This is a genomic window from Sneathiella glossodoripedis JCM 23214 (assembly GCF_000616095.1).
In the GTDB taxonomy this organism is placed as follows: domain Bacteria; phylum Pseudomonadota; class Alphaproteobacteria; order Sneathiellales; family Sneathiellaceae; genus Sneathiella; species Sneathiella glossodoripedis.
The window spans coordinates 713,435-728,845 of sequence record NZ_BAMS01000002.1 but is presented as its reverse complement, the minus strand read 5'-3'; the positions used below and the strand labels follow the sequence as shown (position 1 = coordinate 728,845).

20 protein-coding genes, 2 tRNA genes, 1 pseudogene and 1 riboswitch are annotated in these 15,411 nt (G+C 47.6%); of the genes and pseudogenes, 12 read left to right on the top strand and 11 right to left on the bottom strand.

Annotated features, from left to right (window positions below):
* Positions 1 to 780, bottom strand: coding sequence for an ABC transporter permease (locus tag JCM23214_RS11875; RefSeq protein WP_025899131.1), 780 nt, complete (start codon positions 778 to 780; stop codon positions 1 to 3).
* A complete protein-coding gene (locus tag JCM23214_RS11870; protein WP_025899130.1) occupies positions 777 to 1,595 on the bottom strand; it encodes an ABC transporter ATP-binding protein in 819 nt (272 codons plus the stop codon). Before JCM23214_RS11870 ends, JCM23214_RS11875 begins: the two co-directional genes overlap by 4 nt.
* Positions 1,590 to 1,692, bottom strand: a riboswitch (TPP riboswitch). Its footprint overlaps the gene before it by 6 nt.
* A gap of 24 nt (positions 1,693 to 1,716) precedes the next feature.
* On the opposite strand from JCM23214_RS11870, the gene JCM23214_RS11865 reads away from it, so the two are divergent.
* The 7 genes from JCM23214_RS11865 (at position 1,717) to JCM23214_RS11835 (ending at position 4,677) form a co-directional block, all read left to right on the top strand.
* Entirely contained in the window at positions 1,717 to 2,169 is a 453-nt protein-coding gene (locus JCM23214_RS11865) for a DUF192 domain-containing protein (RefSeq protein ID WP_025899129.1), read from the top strand.
* Positions 2,166 to 2,636, top strand: coding sequence for a PaaI family thioesterase (locus JCM23214_RS11860; protein WP_025899128.1), 471 nt, complete (start codon positions 2,166 to 2,168; stop codon positions 2,634 to 2,636). Before JCM23214_RS11865 ends, JCM23214_RS11860 begins: the two co-directional genes overlap by 4 nt.
* Positions 2,637 to 2,720: 84 nt before the next feature.
* A tRNA-Pro gene (locus tag JCM23214_RS11855) sits at positions 2,721 to 2,797 on the top strand.
* A gap of 155 nt (positions 2,798 to 2,952) precedes the next feature.
* Positions 2,953 to 3,570 (top strand): PA14 domain-containing protein, encoded by a 618-nt coding sequence (locus tag JCM23214_RS11850; protein ID WP_025899127.1) that lies wholly within the window; start codon positions 2,953 to 2,955, stop codon positions 3,568 to 3,570.
* A gap of 2 nt (positions 3,571 to 3,572) precedes the next feature.
* Complete coding sequence (locus JCM23214_RS11845) at positions 3,573 to 3,875, top strand: ETC complex I subunit (RefSeq protein WP_025899126.1); 303 nt, start codon at positions 3,573 to 3,575, stop codon at positions 3,873 to 3,875.
* 6 nt (positions 3,876 to 3,881) lie between these two features.
* Positions 3,882 to 3,958, top strand: a tRNA-Arg gene (locus tag JCM23214_RS11840).
* A gap of 122 nt (positions 3,959 to 4,080) precedes the next feature.
* Positions 4,081 to 4,677 (top strand): hypothetical protein, encoded by a 597-nt coding sequence (locus tag JCM23214_RS11835; RefSeq protein WP_025899125.1) that lies wholly within the window; start codon positions 4,081 to 4,083, stop codon positions 4,675 to 4,677.
* Positions 4,678 to 4,680: 3 nt separating this feature from the next.
* Here JCM23214_RS11835 and JCM23214_RS11830 read toward each other — a convergent pair whose 3' ends face one another.
* Positions 4,681 to 5,154, bottom strand: coding sequence for a thermonuclease family protein (locus JCM23214_RS11830; RefSeq protein WP_025899124.1), 474 nt, complete (start codon positions 5,152 to 5,154; stop codon positions 4,681 to 4,683).
* A 154-nt stretch (positions 5,155 to 5,308) separates the two neighbouring features.
* Here JCM23214_RS11830 and JCM23214_RS22515 point away from each other — a divergent pair, with 154 nt between their 5' ends.
* Both JCM23214_RS22515 and JCM23214_RS22510 read left to right on the top strand, forming a co-directional pair.
* Complete coding sequence (locus JCM23214_RS22515; protein ID WP_148301862.1) at positions 5,309 to 5,839, top strand: hypothetical protein; 531 nt, start codon at positions 5,309 to 5,311, stop codon at positions 5,837 to 5,839.
* Positions 5,821 to 6,273, top strand: coding sequence for a hypothetical protein (locus tag JCM23214_RS22510; protein WP_159104352.1), 453 nt, complete (start codon positions 5,821 to 5,823; stop codon positions 6,271 to 6,273). The genes JCM23214_RS22515 and JCM23214_RS22510 overlap by 19 nt, the downstream gene beginning before the upstream one ends.
* Here JCM23214_RS22510 and JCM23214_RS11820 read toward each other — a convergent pair.
* Positions 6,227 to 7,198 (bottom strand): LysR family transcriptional regulator, encoded by a 972-nt coding sequence (locus JCM23214_RS11820; protein WP_025899123.1) that lies wholly within the window; start codon positions 7,196 to 7,198, stop codon positions 6,227 to 6,229. The genes JCM23214_RS22510 and JCM23214_RS11820 overlap by 47 nt on opposite strands.
* A gap of 114 nt (positions 7,199 to 7,312) precedes the next feature.
* Between JCM23214_RS11820 and JCM23214_RS11815 the strand changes: the two genes are divergently transcribed.
* Both JCM23214_RS11815 and JCM23214_RS11810 read left to right on the top strand, forming a co-directional pair.
* Complete coding sequence (locus JCM23214_RS11815) at positions 7,313 to 8,158, top strand: pirin family protein (protein WP_025899122.1); 846 nt, start codon at positions 7,313 to 7,315, stop codon at positions 8,156 to 8,158.
* Positions 8,159 to 8,167: 9 nt separating this feature from the next.
* Entirely contained in the window at positions 8,168 to 9,178 is a 1,011-nt protein-coding gene (locus JCM23214_RS11810; protein WP_025899121.1) for a glutathione S-transferase family protein, read from the top strand.
* On the opposite strand, the gene JCM23214_RS26015 is transcribed toward JCM23214_RS11810, so the two are convergent.
* Together JCM23214_RS26015 and JCM23214_RS26010 are read right to left on the bottom strand one after the other, a co-directional pair.
* Positions 9,162 to 9,566 (bottom strand): LysR substrate-binding domain-containing protein, encoded by a 405-nt coding sequence (locus tag JCM23214_RS26015; RefSeq protein WP_084264764.1) that lies wholly within the window; start codon positions 9,564 to 9,566, stop codon positions 9,162 to 9,164. The genes JCM23214_RS11810 and JCM23214_RS26015 overlap by 17 nt on opposite strands.
* Positions 9,515 to 10,051, bottom strand: a complete 537-nt coding sequence (locus JCM23214_RS26010) for a LysR family transcriptional regulator (protein ID WP_025899119.1) — start codon at positions 10,049 to 10,051, stop codon at positions 9,515 to 9,517. The genes JCM23214_RS26015 and JCM23214_RS26010 overlap by 52 nt, the downstream gene beginning before the upstream one ends.
* A gap of 248 nt (positions 10,052 to 10,299) precedes the next feature.
* Here JCM23214_RS26010 and JCM23214_RS11795 point away from each other — a divergent pair, with 248 nt between their 5' ends.
* Positions 10,300 to 11,349 carry an alcohol dehydrogenase gene (locus JCM23214_RS11795; protein WP_025899118.1) on the top strand — a complete coding sequence of 350 codons (1,050 nt, stop codon included), beginning with the start codon at positions 10,300 to 10,302 and terminating at the stop codon, positions 11,347 to 11,349.
* A 29-nt stretch (positions 11,350 to 11,378) separates the two neighbouring features.
* Here JCM23214_RS11795 and JCM23214_RS11790 read toward each other — a convergent pair whose 3' ends face one another.
* From JCM23214_RS11790 to JCM23214_RS20475, 5 genes and pseudogenes are all read right to left on the bottom strand, one after another.
* On the bottom strand, positions 11,379 to 11,600 hold the full coding sequence (locus tag JCM23214_RS11790; protein WP_025899117.1) for a hypothetical protein: 222 nt from the start codon (positions 11,598 to 11,600) through the stop codon (positions 11,379 to 11,381).
* Positions 11,601 to 11,696: 96 nt separating this feature from the next.
* Positions 11,697 to 12,449 (bottom strand): DUF2461 domain-containing protein, encoded by a 753-nt coding sequence (locus tag JCM23214_RS11785; RefSeq protein ID WP_148301860.1) that lies wholly within the window; start codon positions 12,447 to 12,449, stop codon positions 11,697 to 11,699.
* Positions 12,409 to 13,708, bottom strand: a pseudogene (gene paaK, locus JCM23214_RS26700) (phenylacetate--CoA ligase PaaK). The gene JCM23214_RS11785 and the pseudogene paaK overlap by 41 nt, the downstream one beginning before the upstream one ends.
* A 30-nt stretch (positions 13,709 to 13,738) precedes the next feature.
* The gene (pcaF, locus tag JCM23214_RS11775; RefSeq protein ID WP_025899115.1) at positions 13,739 to 14,941 is read right to left on the bottom strand and encodes a 3-oxoadipyl-CoA thiolase; all 1,203 of its coding nucleotides are present in this window, start codon (positions 14,939 to 14,941) and stop codon (positions 13,739 to 13,741) included.
* Between the two features lie 47 nt (positions 14,942 to 14,988).
* Positions 14,989 to 15,411, bottom strand: a complete 423-nt coding sequence (locus JCM23214_RS20475; protein WP_199899541.1) for a hotdog fold thioesterase — start codon at positions 15,409 to 15,411, stop codon at positions 14,989 to 14,991.

The following is a 15,411-nucleotide window of genomic DNA, read 5'->3' as shown; positions in this document are numbered from 1 at the left end:
TTAAGTGAACTGATCTTCTGTCTGCTGCCAGGATATGGCTCGTTTGAGAAGAAAATCGACGAGATAATACAAGGTGATAGAGATAACAGTTAAAGTGAGAAGGCTGGCAAACATCAGGTCGGTTTGCATGCGTCCATTTGCATGAAGCATGAGGTAACCAAGCCCCGAAGATGAGCCAACCCATTCCCCTACAACGGCCCCAATAGGTGCAACTGCAGTGGCCACACGCACTCCTGATGCGAGTGAGGGAAGAGCAAAGGGTACTTTAATATACCAATAGAGTCGGGCCATAGATGCGAGCGCTGAGGAGTTGGCTCCCTGCTGATAGATCCGGGCCAAGTCCTGCCAGTCTGTAGATGTGCGATTGAGCCCATCCAGAAAGCCGACGGTTACGGGAAAATAGATAATCAGTGTCGCCATAACCACTTTTGAAGTGATGCCATAGTCAAACCACAGAACAAGCAATGGCGCGATCGCGAATACCGGAACGGCCTGACTGGCAATCAGCACTGGTAATATCCATTGGCGCAGATTGCGACTTAAGGAGACGATGAGCGCTGTTGACATACCCAGCAAAATTCCAAAACACAAACCCAGTATGATTTCCAACAGTGTGGTTGCTGCGTTATCCAGAATGACAGGGTAGCGCTGCACAAATTTTTGCAAAACCTGCAGCGGGGCAGGCAGAATGAATTTTGGCAGGTCGGTCAGCCAGACAATAAGAGCCCAAAGCCCCAACAAACCCGATATTGTCATGCTAATCTGAAAAATACGTTTCATGGCATGTCCCGCAGATCAAGTTCCAATAGTGACATGATCTGATCATATCTGTCGCTGATGTCCGGGCTGCCCAGATCTCTGGGCGCAGCGGTTGCAAGTTTTTCGATTTTGACAGCTTTTACTGGCTGACCACAAAGGACAATAATCTGATCAGCAACCCTTAATGCCTCCATCGGATCGTGGGTAATCATCAGCACAGTTCTATCCCGGGTCAGGTCACACAGAAGGGCTTGCAATTTATGTCGTGTAATTGCGTCGAGCGCCGAGAAAGGCTCATCGACAAGCAGGATAGGCGCATCTTCCATCAAGGTGCGGGCAAGTGCTACCCTTTGCCTCATGCCGCCAGATAAGGTGTCAGGGCGATCTGCCAGGTTTGCGGCCAGACCCACAAGCTTGAGAAGTTCAATTGCCTTGCCTTCATTAGGGCGTTCACCTTTGAGCTTCTGTCCAATAAGGACATTGTCAAGCACGCTTGCCCAGGGAAGGAGCAGGTCACTTTGGCCCATATAAGCAATACGACCAACAACTGGCTCGTCATCGGTCGTTTGAATAGAGCTCCCTTCAGCCATCGGAATTAAGCCTGCAAGCGATTTTAAAATACTGGTTTTGCCAACGCCACTTGGGCCCAGAAGGCAAGTGTGTTCACCAGCGGTGAGGGTTAGTGATAAATCCTCAAGAATGGGTTTGCCGGAAAAAGCAATTTGTGAAAGATTGATCTGCACACCAACAGGCGGGAGATTTGCTCCAGCCAGGCGGGGTGAGGGTTTGCCTCTCTGTGCAGCGAGGAGGGCTGCATCCGTATCGTTCGCGACCATTAATATTCTCGTTCCTACGCAGGTTTTAACCTGATCAGGTCCAGGGGTCGTTCCGATATGGAACCTCTCAGCACCAATGGCTCCCCCCGAGGTTGCGCCAACTATAGGGAAAATGATCTGGATGGAAAAGAAGTTTTACAAAAATTTTAAAGCCTTTCTATTTACGTTCTTTTTTCTGTCACTTTCCTCGCCGTCAACGGCTGAGATGCAGCTTATTCAAATTAGTGGAAAACATGTTGACGTGACGCTGCCTGTTGAACTCGTCGCTACGCCAACGAGCCGAAGTAAAGGGCTCATGTACCGTGAAAGCCTTGCCAAAGGGACAGGTATGCTGTTTGATTTTCATAAAGAGCGACCTGTTTACATGTGGATGAAAAATACCGAAATCGCACTGGATATGCTTTTTGCCGATGCTGATGGTGTTATTTTTCAACTCCATGAAGGGGCAATTCCCCACGATCTGACAATTATTTCTTCCCACAAACCTGCAAGATGGGTATTGGAAGTAAATGCAGGATTTATAAAAGAGATGTCTATTCAGGTCGGTGATCGCATCGATACAACTCATAAATGACAAAGAGAACAATGAAAAATATGGGTAAAGATAACAACAGTATTCCCGACGGATTTGAAGAAGTACACGGTCACGCAGCGTTCGCGACGCGTAACGGTCCTTATTTTGAAAAGATAGATACTGAAAATCGCCTTATTCGCGGCTTTTTAGCGGACCGGCGGCATTTGAACGGGGTGAATTTCGTTCATGGGGGTATGTTGATGAGTTTCGCGGACTCTTCCCTTGCCAGAACTATCAATCATGTAACTGGCAAGCGCGGGGTAACTTTGAAAATGAGTTCGGAATTTCTGCGCCCTGTAAAAGAAGGGGATTTTGTGGAAGCCTATTGTGAGGTGACTCGCGATACGCGCACACTCGGTTTCGTGAGAGGCATTTTGAAGGTTGGTGGACATCCGGTTTTTCGCACAGACGCCATTTTTCAGTATATCCGCCCAGAGAAATTCAGTGAGCGATCCAAAGCCGGATAGGTAATTTTGAAATTTTTCTGAAAAAAATGAATTTATCACTTGCAGGCTCGGCATCAAAAGTGTAATTCATCGCCACACGCCAATCGGGGCATAGCACAGCCTGGTAGTGCGCTCGCTTTGGGAGCGAGAGGTCGCAAGTTCGAATCTTGCTGCCCCGACCATCAAAAAGCCTTTTAAGCAAATAGCTTAAGAGGCTTTTTTGCTATTGGAAGCGCGCAGAGTTTCACAAATCTTTTTAAGAAACGCTCAATAGTCTTTGCTTTATCATAATTGGATTTTACAATATGACCCCACAAACTGTGGGAGGTTGGGATTTATGAAAGTTAAGGCAATTGGGAAACCGATGGCAGCGGGATTTGCCAAAACCCTGTTATTAGGCGGATTATTGTTGGCTACATTGAGTAGTGCATCTGCATTTAATAACCTCAAGCCGCTTCACCCGCAGCCATCAGCGGATATGCTGAAACCGGGGCTGGCCGTGACCTATTACGGGGCCAAGTTCAACAGCATTACACAACTGCTGGAATGGATGGACTATGAAGACGGCAAACCCGGCGAACCCATTCCAATGCTGAACTATCAAGTGGGGCAGGGTAATATACTGACCACTACAGCCACAGATCTGATGGGAGCCGATATCAGGGGGCTGATCAATTTCGACAAGGTCGGTACTTATACCGTTATGGTTCACTCCAACGACGGTGTTCGTGTGACAATCGGCGGTGTAATGATCCATGAGGACCCGGAAGTTCACGCAGATCGATTTTCTGAAGAAATAAAGCTTGAGATTTCGGAGCCGGGCTGGTATCCGGTGCATATTCTTTACTTTGAGAAGAAGAATACGGCCACGCTGGAACTTTATTGGGATCCTCCGGGGCCAGAAGAAATTGATTATGTGCCGGCTTCGGCTTTTGCGCATACCGGGAATGAATGAGCATGAACAAAGTTGCTAGAATTTACAGACCTGCCAAAAATGCAATGCAGTCAGGTCGCGGTAAAATCAGGAAGTGGGTGTTGGAATTCACTCCTTCTGCGGCGCGTTTTGCAGACCCGTTGATGGGGTGGACTGGTTCCACTGACACGGATCAGCAAGTCACGCTCAAATTTGATGATAAAGAAAGTGCTATTGCTTATTGCGAAGCAAATGGTATTGAATATCGCGTTTCTGAACCGAAGGAGCGAAAGCTCAACATCAAGACATATGCTGACAATTTCAGTTATACCCGCGTCCGGGGATAACATTCCGGCCCCTTAGCTCAGCTGGATAGAGCAACAGACTTCTAATCTGTAGGTCGCACGTTCGAATCGTGCAGGGGTCGCCAGATTTACAAAACCCTCGAAGCCAAACGGTTTCGAGGGTTTTTTTTGTGGTATGCCTACTATTAATTGATGTATGATAAATTATAACAAAGCTAATAATGGTAGTGAGTGACTAGGAGGGGGTATGAGATTCATTACATTAACTGCTGGCTTGATCGGGTTTCTTTTAAGCGCAGGTGGCGTATTTGCTGCAGAACAATCTGATGCAGAAGAAATTCCCCTGTATTTTTCCGCCAACGTTGAAAAAGTGTATCTAAAAACAGGTTGGAATGCGGACTACTCTACAAGGCAGTTTTTTATTGTCTCTAAATCAACGCGATCTAATCGTATTTTCTCTGTAGTTCATCTTGTTGAACTGGCGCCAAATTATTTCTTCAACGACAGCTATAAACTCCAGAATTTACGGCAGCTTTATCCTAGATTTAAAAATGCAAACAATATTGCACCGCCGTCAAAGTCTAGCAAATTTGCGGATTTTGAGTATTCAATTTTTAGCGTTGACGGTTCGGAATGTTTAACATTCGTCAACGAGACTGGGCATAGTTCCAGCGATTTCGGGGTCGCAGAAGGAACCAAAAGGCTTTTAGGTTATTATTGTGCACCGGAACGAAAGAAGATACGCACTGAGGGAATAAGTTACTTTTTTAAAGCGATAGGTAGTAAAGACAGAGGTGAGCCTCCTCCGGAAAATCTGGATATTTATCAGAAGCTTTTTTATTGATTGTTAGCACCAGCCAGTTCGGGTGCCGCCGTCATACGGACGGGCATGACCTGATTGCAGAAGTTGCTGAGCCACATTTTTGCCGTTGTAAAAAACATCGGCAAGAATTCGACCTGCGAATTTTCCCTGTTTGACATTTCTCAGCTCAACCTTTGCCATCGGTTTGTCCAGCACTGCTCCTCTGTAGGGGCTGTCAAAAAGCTTCATCAGAAATTCGGTTGCGGCTTTGCCTGCTATTTCCTCCCCCTCACATTTTGGGCGCCATGTTTCTGGTGTATCTATGCCGTTAATTCGGATACTGACATCACTATTCAGGCCCGGCCAAATATGTACCCGGGCAAAGAAAGTATCCCCATCCGTAATATAATAAATTTCCGCAGGGTAGGGACCTTCAAATACACGGGGGCGGGCGGTTGCGTGGGGTGTCAGAGTGACCCCGAAGAAACAGATTAAAACAAACAGATGAAGAAGCCGCATTTGAATGATCCTGTATGGCGAGTGTCTAAAAACACATAACGCTTCTATCCAACATGTTGTGACAGGTAAAGACAGGATAAGTTCAGATTTTGCAAATATAGAACATTGTGCTAGCCTGTATTTAAGAAAAAAAGCCTCAATAAAGGATAATAAAATGAATGGCCCTTCTTCACGGATTACCCGTCCCAAAAATTTGTTGGCCCCACCGATCAAACTGGAGAAGGCCTTTGATAATCCCGAAGATATTCAGGATTTGATAAAAAAGGGCAGTCCTTACAAAACTCTGTCGGCAGTCCATAAAAATAAAGGGGAGACCAGTGGCGGTTGGTTTCGAAATTTCTGGGCGTTAGGGGGTAAGGTGATTTTTGAGGGAGCGGAGCCGTATTTTTACAATAAGCGGTTTATTGAGGCTGCCAAACAGTCATTTCGCGCTGAAGTTATTCGCCCTGTGGCTATGATGACGAACCTGAACTTGCCCGCCAAGGGGGCCCCTTTTCATCTGGACCTCCCGTTTTTCAGGGGATGTCAAAATAGGGAAGTTCCAAGTTGGCTTCTTGCCCCGATGGGATATTCAGGCTTGTTTCATGAATGGGCAGTTCCCGTTGCGTCTGCGATTACCTGGTTTTACGACGCGTCGGTGGTGAATTTGAATATTGGCCAGATGGGTTGGACGCCCCTTCGCTAACGGAAAGCCCGCCTTATTCGAACAGCTGTGTCCTCGCTGATAATGAATATATGTATCACAGAGTTGGCGCCGTTGGGCCGCTGGAGCAGCAGGGGAAATATGACAATATCGGCTATGATGCTGTGTTAAGATTAAACAGTGAAAACAAGTGGCAAGTTATTGAAAATGAAGAAACTTGCGCGGAGTTTGATTACGGGGATGTGCGCATATCCATTTTGTGGAAAGCCTATTGCTTTGAAAATGAAGCAATGGCCGCCTCATATGATGATCACAGTCATGATCTTGATCCGCAGATGGTCGTTGATATTTTTTCCGCTGATTTGAAGCGACGTGACATCCAGTTCTCGGATCCAACTGATATCTGGACAGATACAAACTGGAAATCGGTTATAACGGATGTTTATCGCGCGCCTGATGGTGCTGCGAGCTATTAGATAGGGGCGCACTTTCAAGGGTGTCCAAATCCCAATGAGGTGGATCGGCGAAGCTTTTAACCACATGATCAATAAAATGGCGAACCCGTGAAGAGAGATACCTCGTTTGCGGATATATGATATAGGCACCCAGTTCCACCAAAGAAAATTCGCGCAAAACCGGGACAAGCAAGCCTGTTTTGAGGTCGTCAGAGCAGAGGAAAGTTGGACAGAAATATAGTCCTAAACCGTCAAGCGCCGCTGATTTGAGGAAATCACCATTGTTTGACATCAGAACACTTTGGGTGGGAACCTCATATTGTTCACCGTTATTGTCGGAAATTACATGACTGAGACCGCTGGGGCTCTTGTATCTCAGGATTTTGTGGCTGGCCAATTCACTGGGATGTTCCGGCTCACCGTACTTCAGGAGATAATCCGGGCTTGCGCATATGCAGTGGCGTATGGTTGTAAAACGCCGTGCCACCAGGCTTGACGGTTCCAAATTTGCAATGCGGATCGCCACATCAATTCCATCTTCAATCAGGTTCACCTGATGATCAGCAAAACTGAGATCAATTGATAATGACGGATGTTTGCGTGCAAACTGACTAATGACCGGGGACAGGTGCTTTAAGCCAAAAGATAAAGGCGCACCAACACGAAGTGCTCCGGAAAGTTCGGACTTCGAGGATCCCACCACGGCCAGCAGATCATCCGTATCCTGTAATATTTTTTGGGATTGGTTATAGTAAAGCTGACCGCTTTCAGTCAGGCTCGATTTGCGTGTTGTTCTGTTAATCAGTTGAGTGCCGATCTGTTTTTCAAGATCCGCCAGTTTTTTGCTAACGGCTGACTTCGCCATCCCCATTTGGTTGGCTGCAGCCGTGATGCTACCACTTTCCACTATTTTGGCGAATAACGCCATATCCTCGAGCTTACCCATTTATTGTTCTCAATTTGTGAACAGTATGTTCCAGTATTTATACTTTATTCTGCATATTGGAAACATTAAATATTCTGTGAAGAAGGTCTCCAGCATTTTTGAAAGGTGCAGAAGATGAGTAATAAAGTGAGAGAAATACTGGGTATTACTGAAGGGCATGAAGGCTCAGACGGAGATGGCGTGCGCCTCAGACGGTATATTGGAACTCATGAGCTAAATATTCTTGATCCGTTTCTGATGCTGGATGTTTTCGGAACAGATGAGCCCAGCGATTATATCGGCGGATTTCCTTCGCATCCGCATCGCGGGTTTGAAACCGTTACATACATGCTTGCAGGAAAAATGCGCCACAAAGATAACGCTGGAAATGAAGGTGTGATTATTCCTGGTGGTGTGCAATGGATGTCCGCTGGAAAGGGTATCGTTCATTCAGAAATGCCTGAGCAAACCGAAGGCGAGATGCGCGGTTTTCAGCTTTGGATCAATTTACCGGCGTCCGCCAAGATGGGGCCTCCGGGATATCAGGAATTTCCTCCCGAAGAAATGCCGGTTGAAGAATTGAGTGCAGGTGGGTCTATTAATGTTGTCGCAGGCAAAACAAATGCGGGTACTGTCGGGCCTGTAAAGAACCAGCACACAGAGCCACTCTATCTTGATATTCGGCTCGGGAAAAATCAGGAACTTCATCAAACGGTGGATGAAGCACATAATGTATTCATATATGTCATTGAGGGAGCAGGGTTAATCGGATCAACCGATCATGTGCTAACCTCTGGTACGCTTGTAGTGCTTGGAGATGGTGACGAAGTGTTTCTGAAAGCCGTTGATGGTTCAGCCCGTTTTCTCCTTGTCGGCGGAAAACCGTTGAACGAGCCTGTAGCGCGTGGTGGCCCCTTTGTCATGAATACGAGAGAGGAAGTTTTGCAGGCTTTCGATGATTACCAAAACGGAAGGTTTTAAGAGGGCGCTATGGGACAACTGGTAAATGGTCAATGGCAAACGGATGAGTTGCTGCAAAAAACCAGTGATGGGAAGTTTGTCCGTAAAGCTTCGCATTTTCGCAATTGGATTACACCGGACGGTTCGGCTGGCCCAACCGGTACTGACGGTTTTAAGGCGGAAAGTGGACGGTATCATCTCTATATCTCCCATGCGTGCCCCTGGGCCCACCGGACTGCCATTTTTCGCAAACTCAAAGGATTGGAGGATATTATCTCCATTTCGTCCACCCATTGGTTGATGGGTGATATGGGCTGGACATTCAAAGGTGATGAAGACTCTGTTCAAGACCCGATCAATGGGGCTGATTACCTTCATCAGATATATCAGTTGGCCGACCCGGATTACACTGGACGCGCAACTGTGCCGATTTTATGGGATAAGCAGCGCGAGACCATCGTTTCTAATGAATCTGCTGAAATAATCCGAATGTTCAATAGTGCTTTTGATCAACTGGGCGCAGCACAGGGTGATTATTATCCAGTAGAGTTGCGACAAGAGATTGATCAGATTAATGAACGTGTTTACGTCAGCTTGAATAATGGGGTTTATAAATCTGGTTTTGCGCAATCCCAGGAAGCATATGAGGAAGCTGTTTTCCCACTGTTTGAAACGCTGGAATGGCTGGAAAACCGCCTTTCCGAAAATCGATATCTCGTAGGTTCAGTTCTGACTGAAGCAGATTGGCGGCTCTTCACAACTCTCATCAGGTTTGATCCCGTGTATTATGGGCATTTTAAATGCAATTTGAAGCGCATCGTAGATTATCCAAATCTGTATAATTATCTGCGTGAGTTGCATCAGATGGACGGGGTTAGAGAGACTGTGAATATGCAGCATATCAAGCGACATTATTACGGCAGTCACGATAGCATAAACCCGACCCGTATCGTTCCTGTGGGACCCTTGCAGGATTTGGATGCTCCGCATGATCGGGATAGGTTTGAAAAGGTGGCGATACCTGTTACAGCAGGGATTTAACGAAATGGATCAGTCGGACATGCTGCTCTTCACATGAAGTGGCTAAAACGCATCCGGAAAAATGCATGGCTGACGGGCTCCAGTCTGTCATCAGCGGAATAATGAGGCCTGCGTCGACTGCAGGTCTGGCTAGCCGTTTTGGAAGGGCGGCAATGCCGTTGCCAAGCGTTGCTATTTGAATTGCTGATGCACTGGAAAAACAGGACACGATATTGGGCTCGTAAATATCCGCTGCTTGCAGATAAGCGCGCACCTCTCTGTGTACCAAAGAGTTTGCTGTGTCCATTATGAGGGAATATTGGTCGGCAAGTTCGGGTATTGAGTAAAAATTATACTTTAAGAGCCCTGCATTAGGAGAGGCATACCAGCCATAATCATGAGTGGCGATTTTAAAGCCTGTATCCTCTCATCCCCGACAGGACCGAGGATAAAAACAATGTCCAGATCACCCCTTAGAAGGCGTTTTTTAAGTACATGGCTGGTGTCCACTTGCAGGTCCAGGGTCAACTCAGGAAAGACAATTTTGACATTTTCCAGAAATGCGGGAAGCCATGTGTGTACTGCAAATTCTGTAACGCCGAGGGAGATCCGCCCTGTTACTGCATTATTATCCCGGATATATTCACCCAGGCGATCAGCCATTTTAACCATCGATTCCGCATGGGGGCGCAGGGCCTGTCCAGTCTTTGTCAGGCTGATATGTCCTGTTGATCTGTCCAGAAGCTTTGTCTGCAGGATATCTTCCAACTTGGCAATTCGCGAAGATATGGCTGGTTGCGTGGTTTGCATTTGCTCGGCAGTCTGGCGAAAGCTGCCCAGCTGGGCCACCATCAAAAATGTTTTTAGATGCGTAATGGTAAGGTTTTCGGCCATTTTAGAATTTTACCGATGCTGTGAAACGCATAGAGCAGATGTTCATTATTCAGAACTTGAAACTGTTCAGCAAGGTTCAATTGAATTAAGTCAGATTTAAACTTCTCCACCTTGTAAGTTTTTCAAAAAGTTAGCCTTTAATATTCCCGCAGCATTGGATAAGCTGGCATAATCTCTTGGGGAGGAAAAACACCCGATAACAACAACAAACGGAACGCTTGGCGTTTTGGGAATAAAGGGAAAATGGGATGAAAAGCTATCAATTTGAAGAATATGGTGCCGCATTGGTCTGTAACGAAATGTCGGCACCCACTGTGTCTGGCAAACAGGTTTTGCTTAAAATATCAGCCTGTGGGGTCTGTCACAGTGATGTTCATCTGTGGGAAGGATATTTCGACATGGGCGGCGGTCATAAGCTGGATATTACCGGTGGCCGCAAGCTGCCCTTTACACTAGGTCATGAAATCGTAGGGGAGGTTGTTGCTGTCGGCGGTGATGTATCCGGCGTTAAAGTTGGCGATAAACGGGTAGCTTATCCATGGATCGGATGTGACGCCTGTTCCACTTGTGAAAGCGGAAATGGTCATTTGTGCAACCGACCGCAGGCGCTTGGTGTTGATGTCGATGGCGGGTATAGCGATCACGTTCGGGTGCCCGATGAAAAATACCTGCTTGATTATGGAAACCTTCCACATGAACTTGCCTGTACCTATACCTGTTCGGGGCTTACAGCCTATGGTGCACTTAAAAAAGCAAAACGGCGCGCCGACGGAGGGTCTTTACTGATTATCGGTTGTGGGGGCGTTGGGCTTGCTGCCATGTCCATGGTAAAGTCTGTAACCGATGCAACTGTATATGTCGCCGATATCGATCCGGATAAACGTCAGTTGGGTCTGGACGCAGGAGCAGAGGCGGCTTTCGATCCGTCCGATCGTGCCCAGTTCAAAGAGTTAATGGCGCTGACAGGTGGCGGTGTAAATGCAGCGATTGATTTCGTAGGGGCAGAAAGCAGTGCCAAATTCGGAACCAGTGTTCTTGCAAAAGGCGGTAAGCTGGTCATCGTAGGGTTATTTGGTGGTGGTTTTTCCATGCCGGTACCGCTCTTTCCCATGAAAGCAATCGCTGTGGAAGGCTCTTTTGTTGGCAGCCTTGATGAGATGAACGAGTTGCTCGATTTAGCGAAAAGCGGAAAATTGCAGTCCCTCAAACTTGATGAGCGACCCATGAACGAAGCGGATACCGCGCTTAAAGATCTTGCAAAAGGGAATGTTCTGGGCCGGGTGGTCCTGAAAAACTGATCTCATATTTTATGGAGGCAGAGGGCCTGTTAGTGAATGGGCCCCTTATATTCCATTTCAATGAGTTCTTTTACGACCCGAAGGAGATGCAGACACGCGCTGAGTTCTTCAGTGGCTCCTCTTTCGCGGAGTGAGCGAGCTTCGGTATCCAATAGATCCACCGCGTTTTCACCCTGCTGCATAATCATGAAATGCGCAGTGCTGTATAGATCTACCGTGGAATCTGGCTGAAATTCAATAACATTCATCATGGCACTGCTCCTGCTGGAACTCTTTAACTCTAGTCATGAGTCTAGTGCGTAAATGTTAATAACTCGTAAGTTCGACCTGAATTGCATCTGTTTTGCCTAATAAGGCAGTTCAACGGCGTTGGTCAGAAACTTCATAAATGGGATGGCTTTGCGATAAGTGTCTGCCACTTCGTCAATGAGAGATCTGCTGTGAATGGCAGAAATTGGCGCTCTCTTCATTAAAAAGAAGGTCTTTCGGCGCAGGTCTTCAATATCAGGATGGTCTTTTGCATATCCTTTAGGGGCAGTTTTCAGCCCATCCCCTTGAACACCTCCAAATTCACTTAAAATGTCCGGATCATTTCTGATCGCTCGCCATTTTCCCGGATTTTCGTCAATTGACTGCCGGATTAATGCCAGCTTTGGAGGCGAAGGCAACCAGACACCGCCGCCATACCGAATACCCTCAAGATCTATATGCAGGTAGAAACCGGGTGCATGTGCATCCTTGCCCGCCTGATGCCTGAATTGGCAGGCCAAATGTTCTTTATAGGGCTTTTTGTCTTTCGCAAAGCGGACGTCACGATGAATACGAAAAACAGACCCCCCATTGGGGCGAGGATCAGCGATATAGCGGGGTGCAATTTCCTCCAGATGATCGGCGAAATCAGAAATAAAATCGCACATGGGGTGCAACGCTACATCCCTGTAACGCTGCTTGTTTTTTTGAAACCAGTCGCGATTATTATTTTGGGCCAGCTCTTCATAAAAGGTAACAAGTTCTTTTGAAAACCCATTGAATTCATTGCCCATTTCAACACCTGTACTGTTAAAGTTTTCGGTGGTCAATGACGCGCTTGGCTTTACCACCAGACCGTTCCAGTTTACCCGGTTCGCAAATCACGACTTTCGCAGTAACGCCAAGGATGGACTTGATTTTATGCTGCAATTCTTTGCTTGTCGCCTCACTGGTCGCTGACTGAGGGTCTCGTTCCACCTTGACCGTCAATTCGTCCATAATTCCTCGCGGGTTACTTCAAGCACGTAATGCGCGGTCAGTCCATCGGTGGCAACGGCCAAATCTTCGACATGGCTTGGAAACAGGTTCACGCCCCGAATGATCAACATGTCATCCACGCGACCTGTGATTTTTTCAATGCGGCGCATCGATCTTGCCGTCCCGGGCAGAAGGCGGGTCAAATCACCCGTGCGATATCTGATAACGGGGAAGGCTTCCTTGGTAAGGGTTGTAAAGACAAGTTCACCCTTTTCGCCATCCGGTAAAACTTCACCTGTCTCCGGATTTATGATCTCAGGGTAAAAATGGTCTTCCCACAGGGTTAGACCATCTTTTGTTTCAATACATTCATTGGCAACACCCGGTCCCATCACTTCTGAAAGGCCATAGATATCCAACGCATCCATATCAAATCGGTCTTCAATTTTGGTGCGCATGGCCTCGCTCCATGGTTCAGCACCAAATATACCTGCTTTAAGTGAAGATTTTCGGGGATCAATCCTTGTCGGTCAAATTCTTCTGCCAAGGCCATCATATAAGAGGGGGTCACCATGATGATGTCTGGTTTGAAGTCATTGATCAGTTGTACCTGGCGTTCAGTTTGCCCGCCGCCAAACGGAACAACGGTGCATCCCAGTCTTTCAGCACCATAATGAGCGCCCAATCCACCGGTAAACAGACCATAGCCATATGTGACATGTACCATATGCTCTGCTCGGCCACCGGAAGCGCGAATACTGCGCGCTACAAGGTCCGCCCAATTATCAATATCTTTTTGAGTATAAGCGACAACAGTTGCCCGGCCCGTGGTCCCCGAAGACGCATGCAGACGCACGATGTCTTTGCGGGGAACCGCAAACATTCCAAATGGGTAATTGTCGCGAAGATCCTGTTTGTTGCAAAACGGCATTTTGGCCAGGTCTTGCAAACTATTAAGGTCGGAGGGATGAACGCCAGCTTCGTCAAAGCGTGACCTGAATAGCGGAACATTGTTGTAGGCATGGCCCACAGACCACTGTAGTCGTTCCAGTTGTAGAGCCGAGATTTCATCTCGGCTCGCGATTTCTATTGGGTCAAGCTCTTCCTTCTTAGGGGGTGTTAAGCGTGACATTTTCCCTCCCTGTTTTATGCGTGTACTTAATCAGACACGCTCAATAATCATGGCGATACCTTGCCCAACACCAATACACATGGTGCATAGCGCGTATTTACCGCCTGTGCGTTGTAACTGATAGGTTGCCGTTGTCGCCAGTCTCGCTCCGGACATGCCAAGTGGATGACCCAGTGCAATGGCACCGCCCTGTGGATTAACGCGGGGATCATCATCGGCAATACCCAGTTCCCGTGTGACAGCAAGTCCTTGCGCTGCGAAGGCTTCGTTGAGCTCAATGATGTCCATATCTTCGATGCTCAAACCGGCGATTTGCAGAACTTTTCGCGATGCCGGAACTGGTCCGATACCCATAATCCGTGGCGGTACACCAGCGACAGCAGCCGCTACCACACGAGCCCGAGGCGTCAGTTGATAATCCTTAATGGCTTGATCGGATGCCAGAAGAAGGGCACAGGCACCATCGTTGACGCCTGAAGCGTTGCCGGCCGTTACAGTTCCATCTGGCCGTACAATCGGGCGAAGCGCGCTCAGTTTTTCAAGTGATGTAGCGCGGGGGTGCTCATCCTTGTCTACAACAATGGGATCGCCTTTTCGCTGGGGAATGGTGACCGCTGTAATTTCTTCGGCCAAATTTCCGTTTGCTTGAGCAGCTGATGCTTTTTCCTGACTTCTCAGCGCAAACAGATCCTGATCTTCGCGTTTTACGCCATAATCGTCAGCCACATTTTCAGCGGTTTCGGGCATGCTGTCCGTACCATACTGTTCTTTCATCAGTTTATTGACAAACCGCCAGCCAATGGTTGTATCAAAAATATTTGCATCTCTTGAAAAAGCACTTGTTGCTTTGCTCATCACAAATGGGGCCCGGCTCATGCTCTCGACGCCACCAGACAGGGTCAGGTTGGCTTCACCGGTCATGATCTGGCGGGCTGCAGTTGCTGTTGCGTCCAGTCCAGAACCACAAAGGCGGTTTACCGTTGATCCGGGGGCGGTGTCCGGAAGACCTGCCAGCAAGGCGCTCATGCGGGCAACATTTCGATTGTCTTCACCTGCCTGATTGGCATTACCATAAATGACATCGTCAACCTTGGTCCAATCGACATGAGGGTTGCGCTTCATCAGGGCGCTGATTGGAATGGCTCCAAGATCATCAGTGCGCACTGCAGATAATGAACCGGCATAACGGCCAATGGGGGTTCTGATTGCGTCACAAATATAAGCGTTGTTCATATCTTTTCTTCTTTATTCTTGGTCAGGAGGCGTCAAAATCTGCCCCTTTATTGTGTGTGAATTCCCACGAAAGGAAGCCACAAGTTCGTCTTTTTCGTTAAAAACGTCAACATCATATAAGCCGGTTCGCCCTGTTCTATTAATTTCCTTGGCTTGAGCCTTAGCAAGGTACCCACGGGAACCGGGCGGAGGAAGTTTATTTGCGCTGCCTGAGCCACGGTGTTTTGATTGTAGGAATTACAGGCGAAGGCAAATGCGGAATCTGCCAGGGTGAAGATATACCCTCCGTGACAGGTTTTATGACCATTAAGCATCTGCTCGGTTACACGCATGGTCATGACCGCTTTACCAGGTGCTATTTCTTTAAGCGCCATTCCCAAATGCTGCGAAGCTTTATCTTCTTCATACATTTTGCGGGCAACTTGCATCGCCAGCTCATCTGGTGACGGGGTGGATGAGACTTCTGTCAA

Excerpts from the sequence above, each read along its gene's own strand:
- JCM23214_RS11875 (WP_025899131.1), bottom strand. The coding sequence starts at position 780 with ATGAAACGTATTTTTCAGATTAGCATGACAATATCGGGTTTGTTGGGG.
- JCM23214_RS11870 (WP_025899130.1), bottom strand. The coding sequence starts at position 1,595 with ATGGTCGCGAACGATACGGATGCAGCCCTCCTCGCTGCACAGAGAGGC.
- JCM23214_RS11865 (WP_025899129.1), top strand. The coding sequence starts at position 1,717 with ATGGAAAAGAAGTTTTACAAAAATTTTAAAGCCTTTCTATTTACGTTC.
- JCM23214_RS11860 (WP_025899128.1), top strand. The coding sequence starts at position 2,166 with ATGACAAAGAGAACAATGAAAAATATGGGTAAAGATAACAACAGTATT.
- JCM23214_RS11850 (WP_025899127.1), top strand. The coding sequence starts at position 2,953 with ATGAAAGTTAAGGCAATTGGGAAACCGATGGCAGCGGGATTTGCCAAA.
- JCM23214_RS11845 (WP_025899126.1), top strand. The coding sequence starts at position 3,573 with ATGAACAAAGTTGCTAGAATTTACAGACCTGCCAAAAATGCAATGCAG.
- JCM23214_RS11835 (WP_025899125.1), top strand. The coding sequence starts at position 4,081 with ATGAGATTCATTACATTAACTGCTGGCTTGATCGGGTTTCTTTTAAGC.
- JCM23214_RS11830 (WP_025899124.1), bottom strand. The coding sequence starts at position 5,154 with ATGCGGCTTCTTCATCTGTTTGTTTTAATCTGTTTCTTCGGGGTCACT.
- JCM23214_RS22515 (WP_148301862.1), top strand. The coding sequence starts at position 5,309 with ATGAATGGCCCTTCTTCACGGATTACCCGTCCCAAAAATTTGTTGGCC.
- JCM23214_RS11820 (WP_025899123.1), bottom strand. The coding sequence starts at position 7,198 with ATGGGTAAGCTCGAGGATATGGCGTTATTCGCCAAAATAGTGGAAAGT.
- JCM23214_RS11815 (WP_025899122.1), top strand. The coding sequence starts at position 7,313 with ATGAGTAATAAAGTGAGAGAAATACTGGGTATTACTGAAGGGCATGAA.
- JCM23214_RS11810 (WP_025899121.1), top strand. The coding sequence starts at position 8,168 with ATGGGACAACTGGTAAATGGTCAATGGCAAACGGATGAGTTGCTGCAA.
- JCM23214_RS26010 (WP_025899119.1), bottom strand. The coding sequence starts at position 10,051 with ATGGCCGAAAACCTTACCATTACGCATCTAAAAACATTTTTGATGGTG.
- JCM23214_RS11795 (WP_025899118.1), top strand. The coding sequence starts at position 10,300 with ATGAAAAGCTATCAATTTGAAGAATATGGTGCCGCATTGGTCTGTAAC.
- JCM23214_RS11790 (WP_025899117.1), bottom strand. The coding sequence starts at position 11,600 with ATGATGAATGTTATTGAATTTCAGCCAGATTCCACGGTAGATCTATAC.
- pcaF (WP_025899115.1), bottom strand. The coding sequence starts at position 14,941 with ATGAACAACGCTTATATTTGTGACGCAATCAGAACCCCCATTGGCCGT.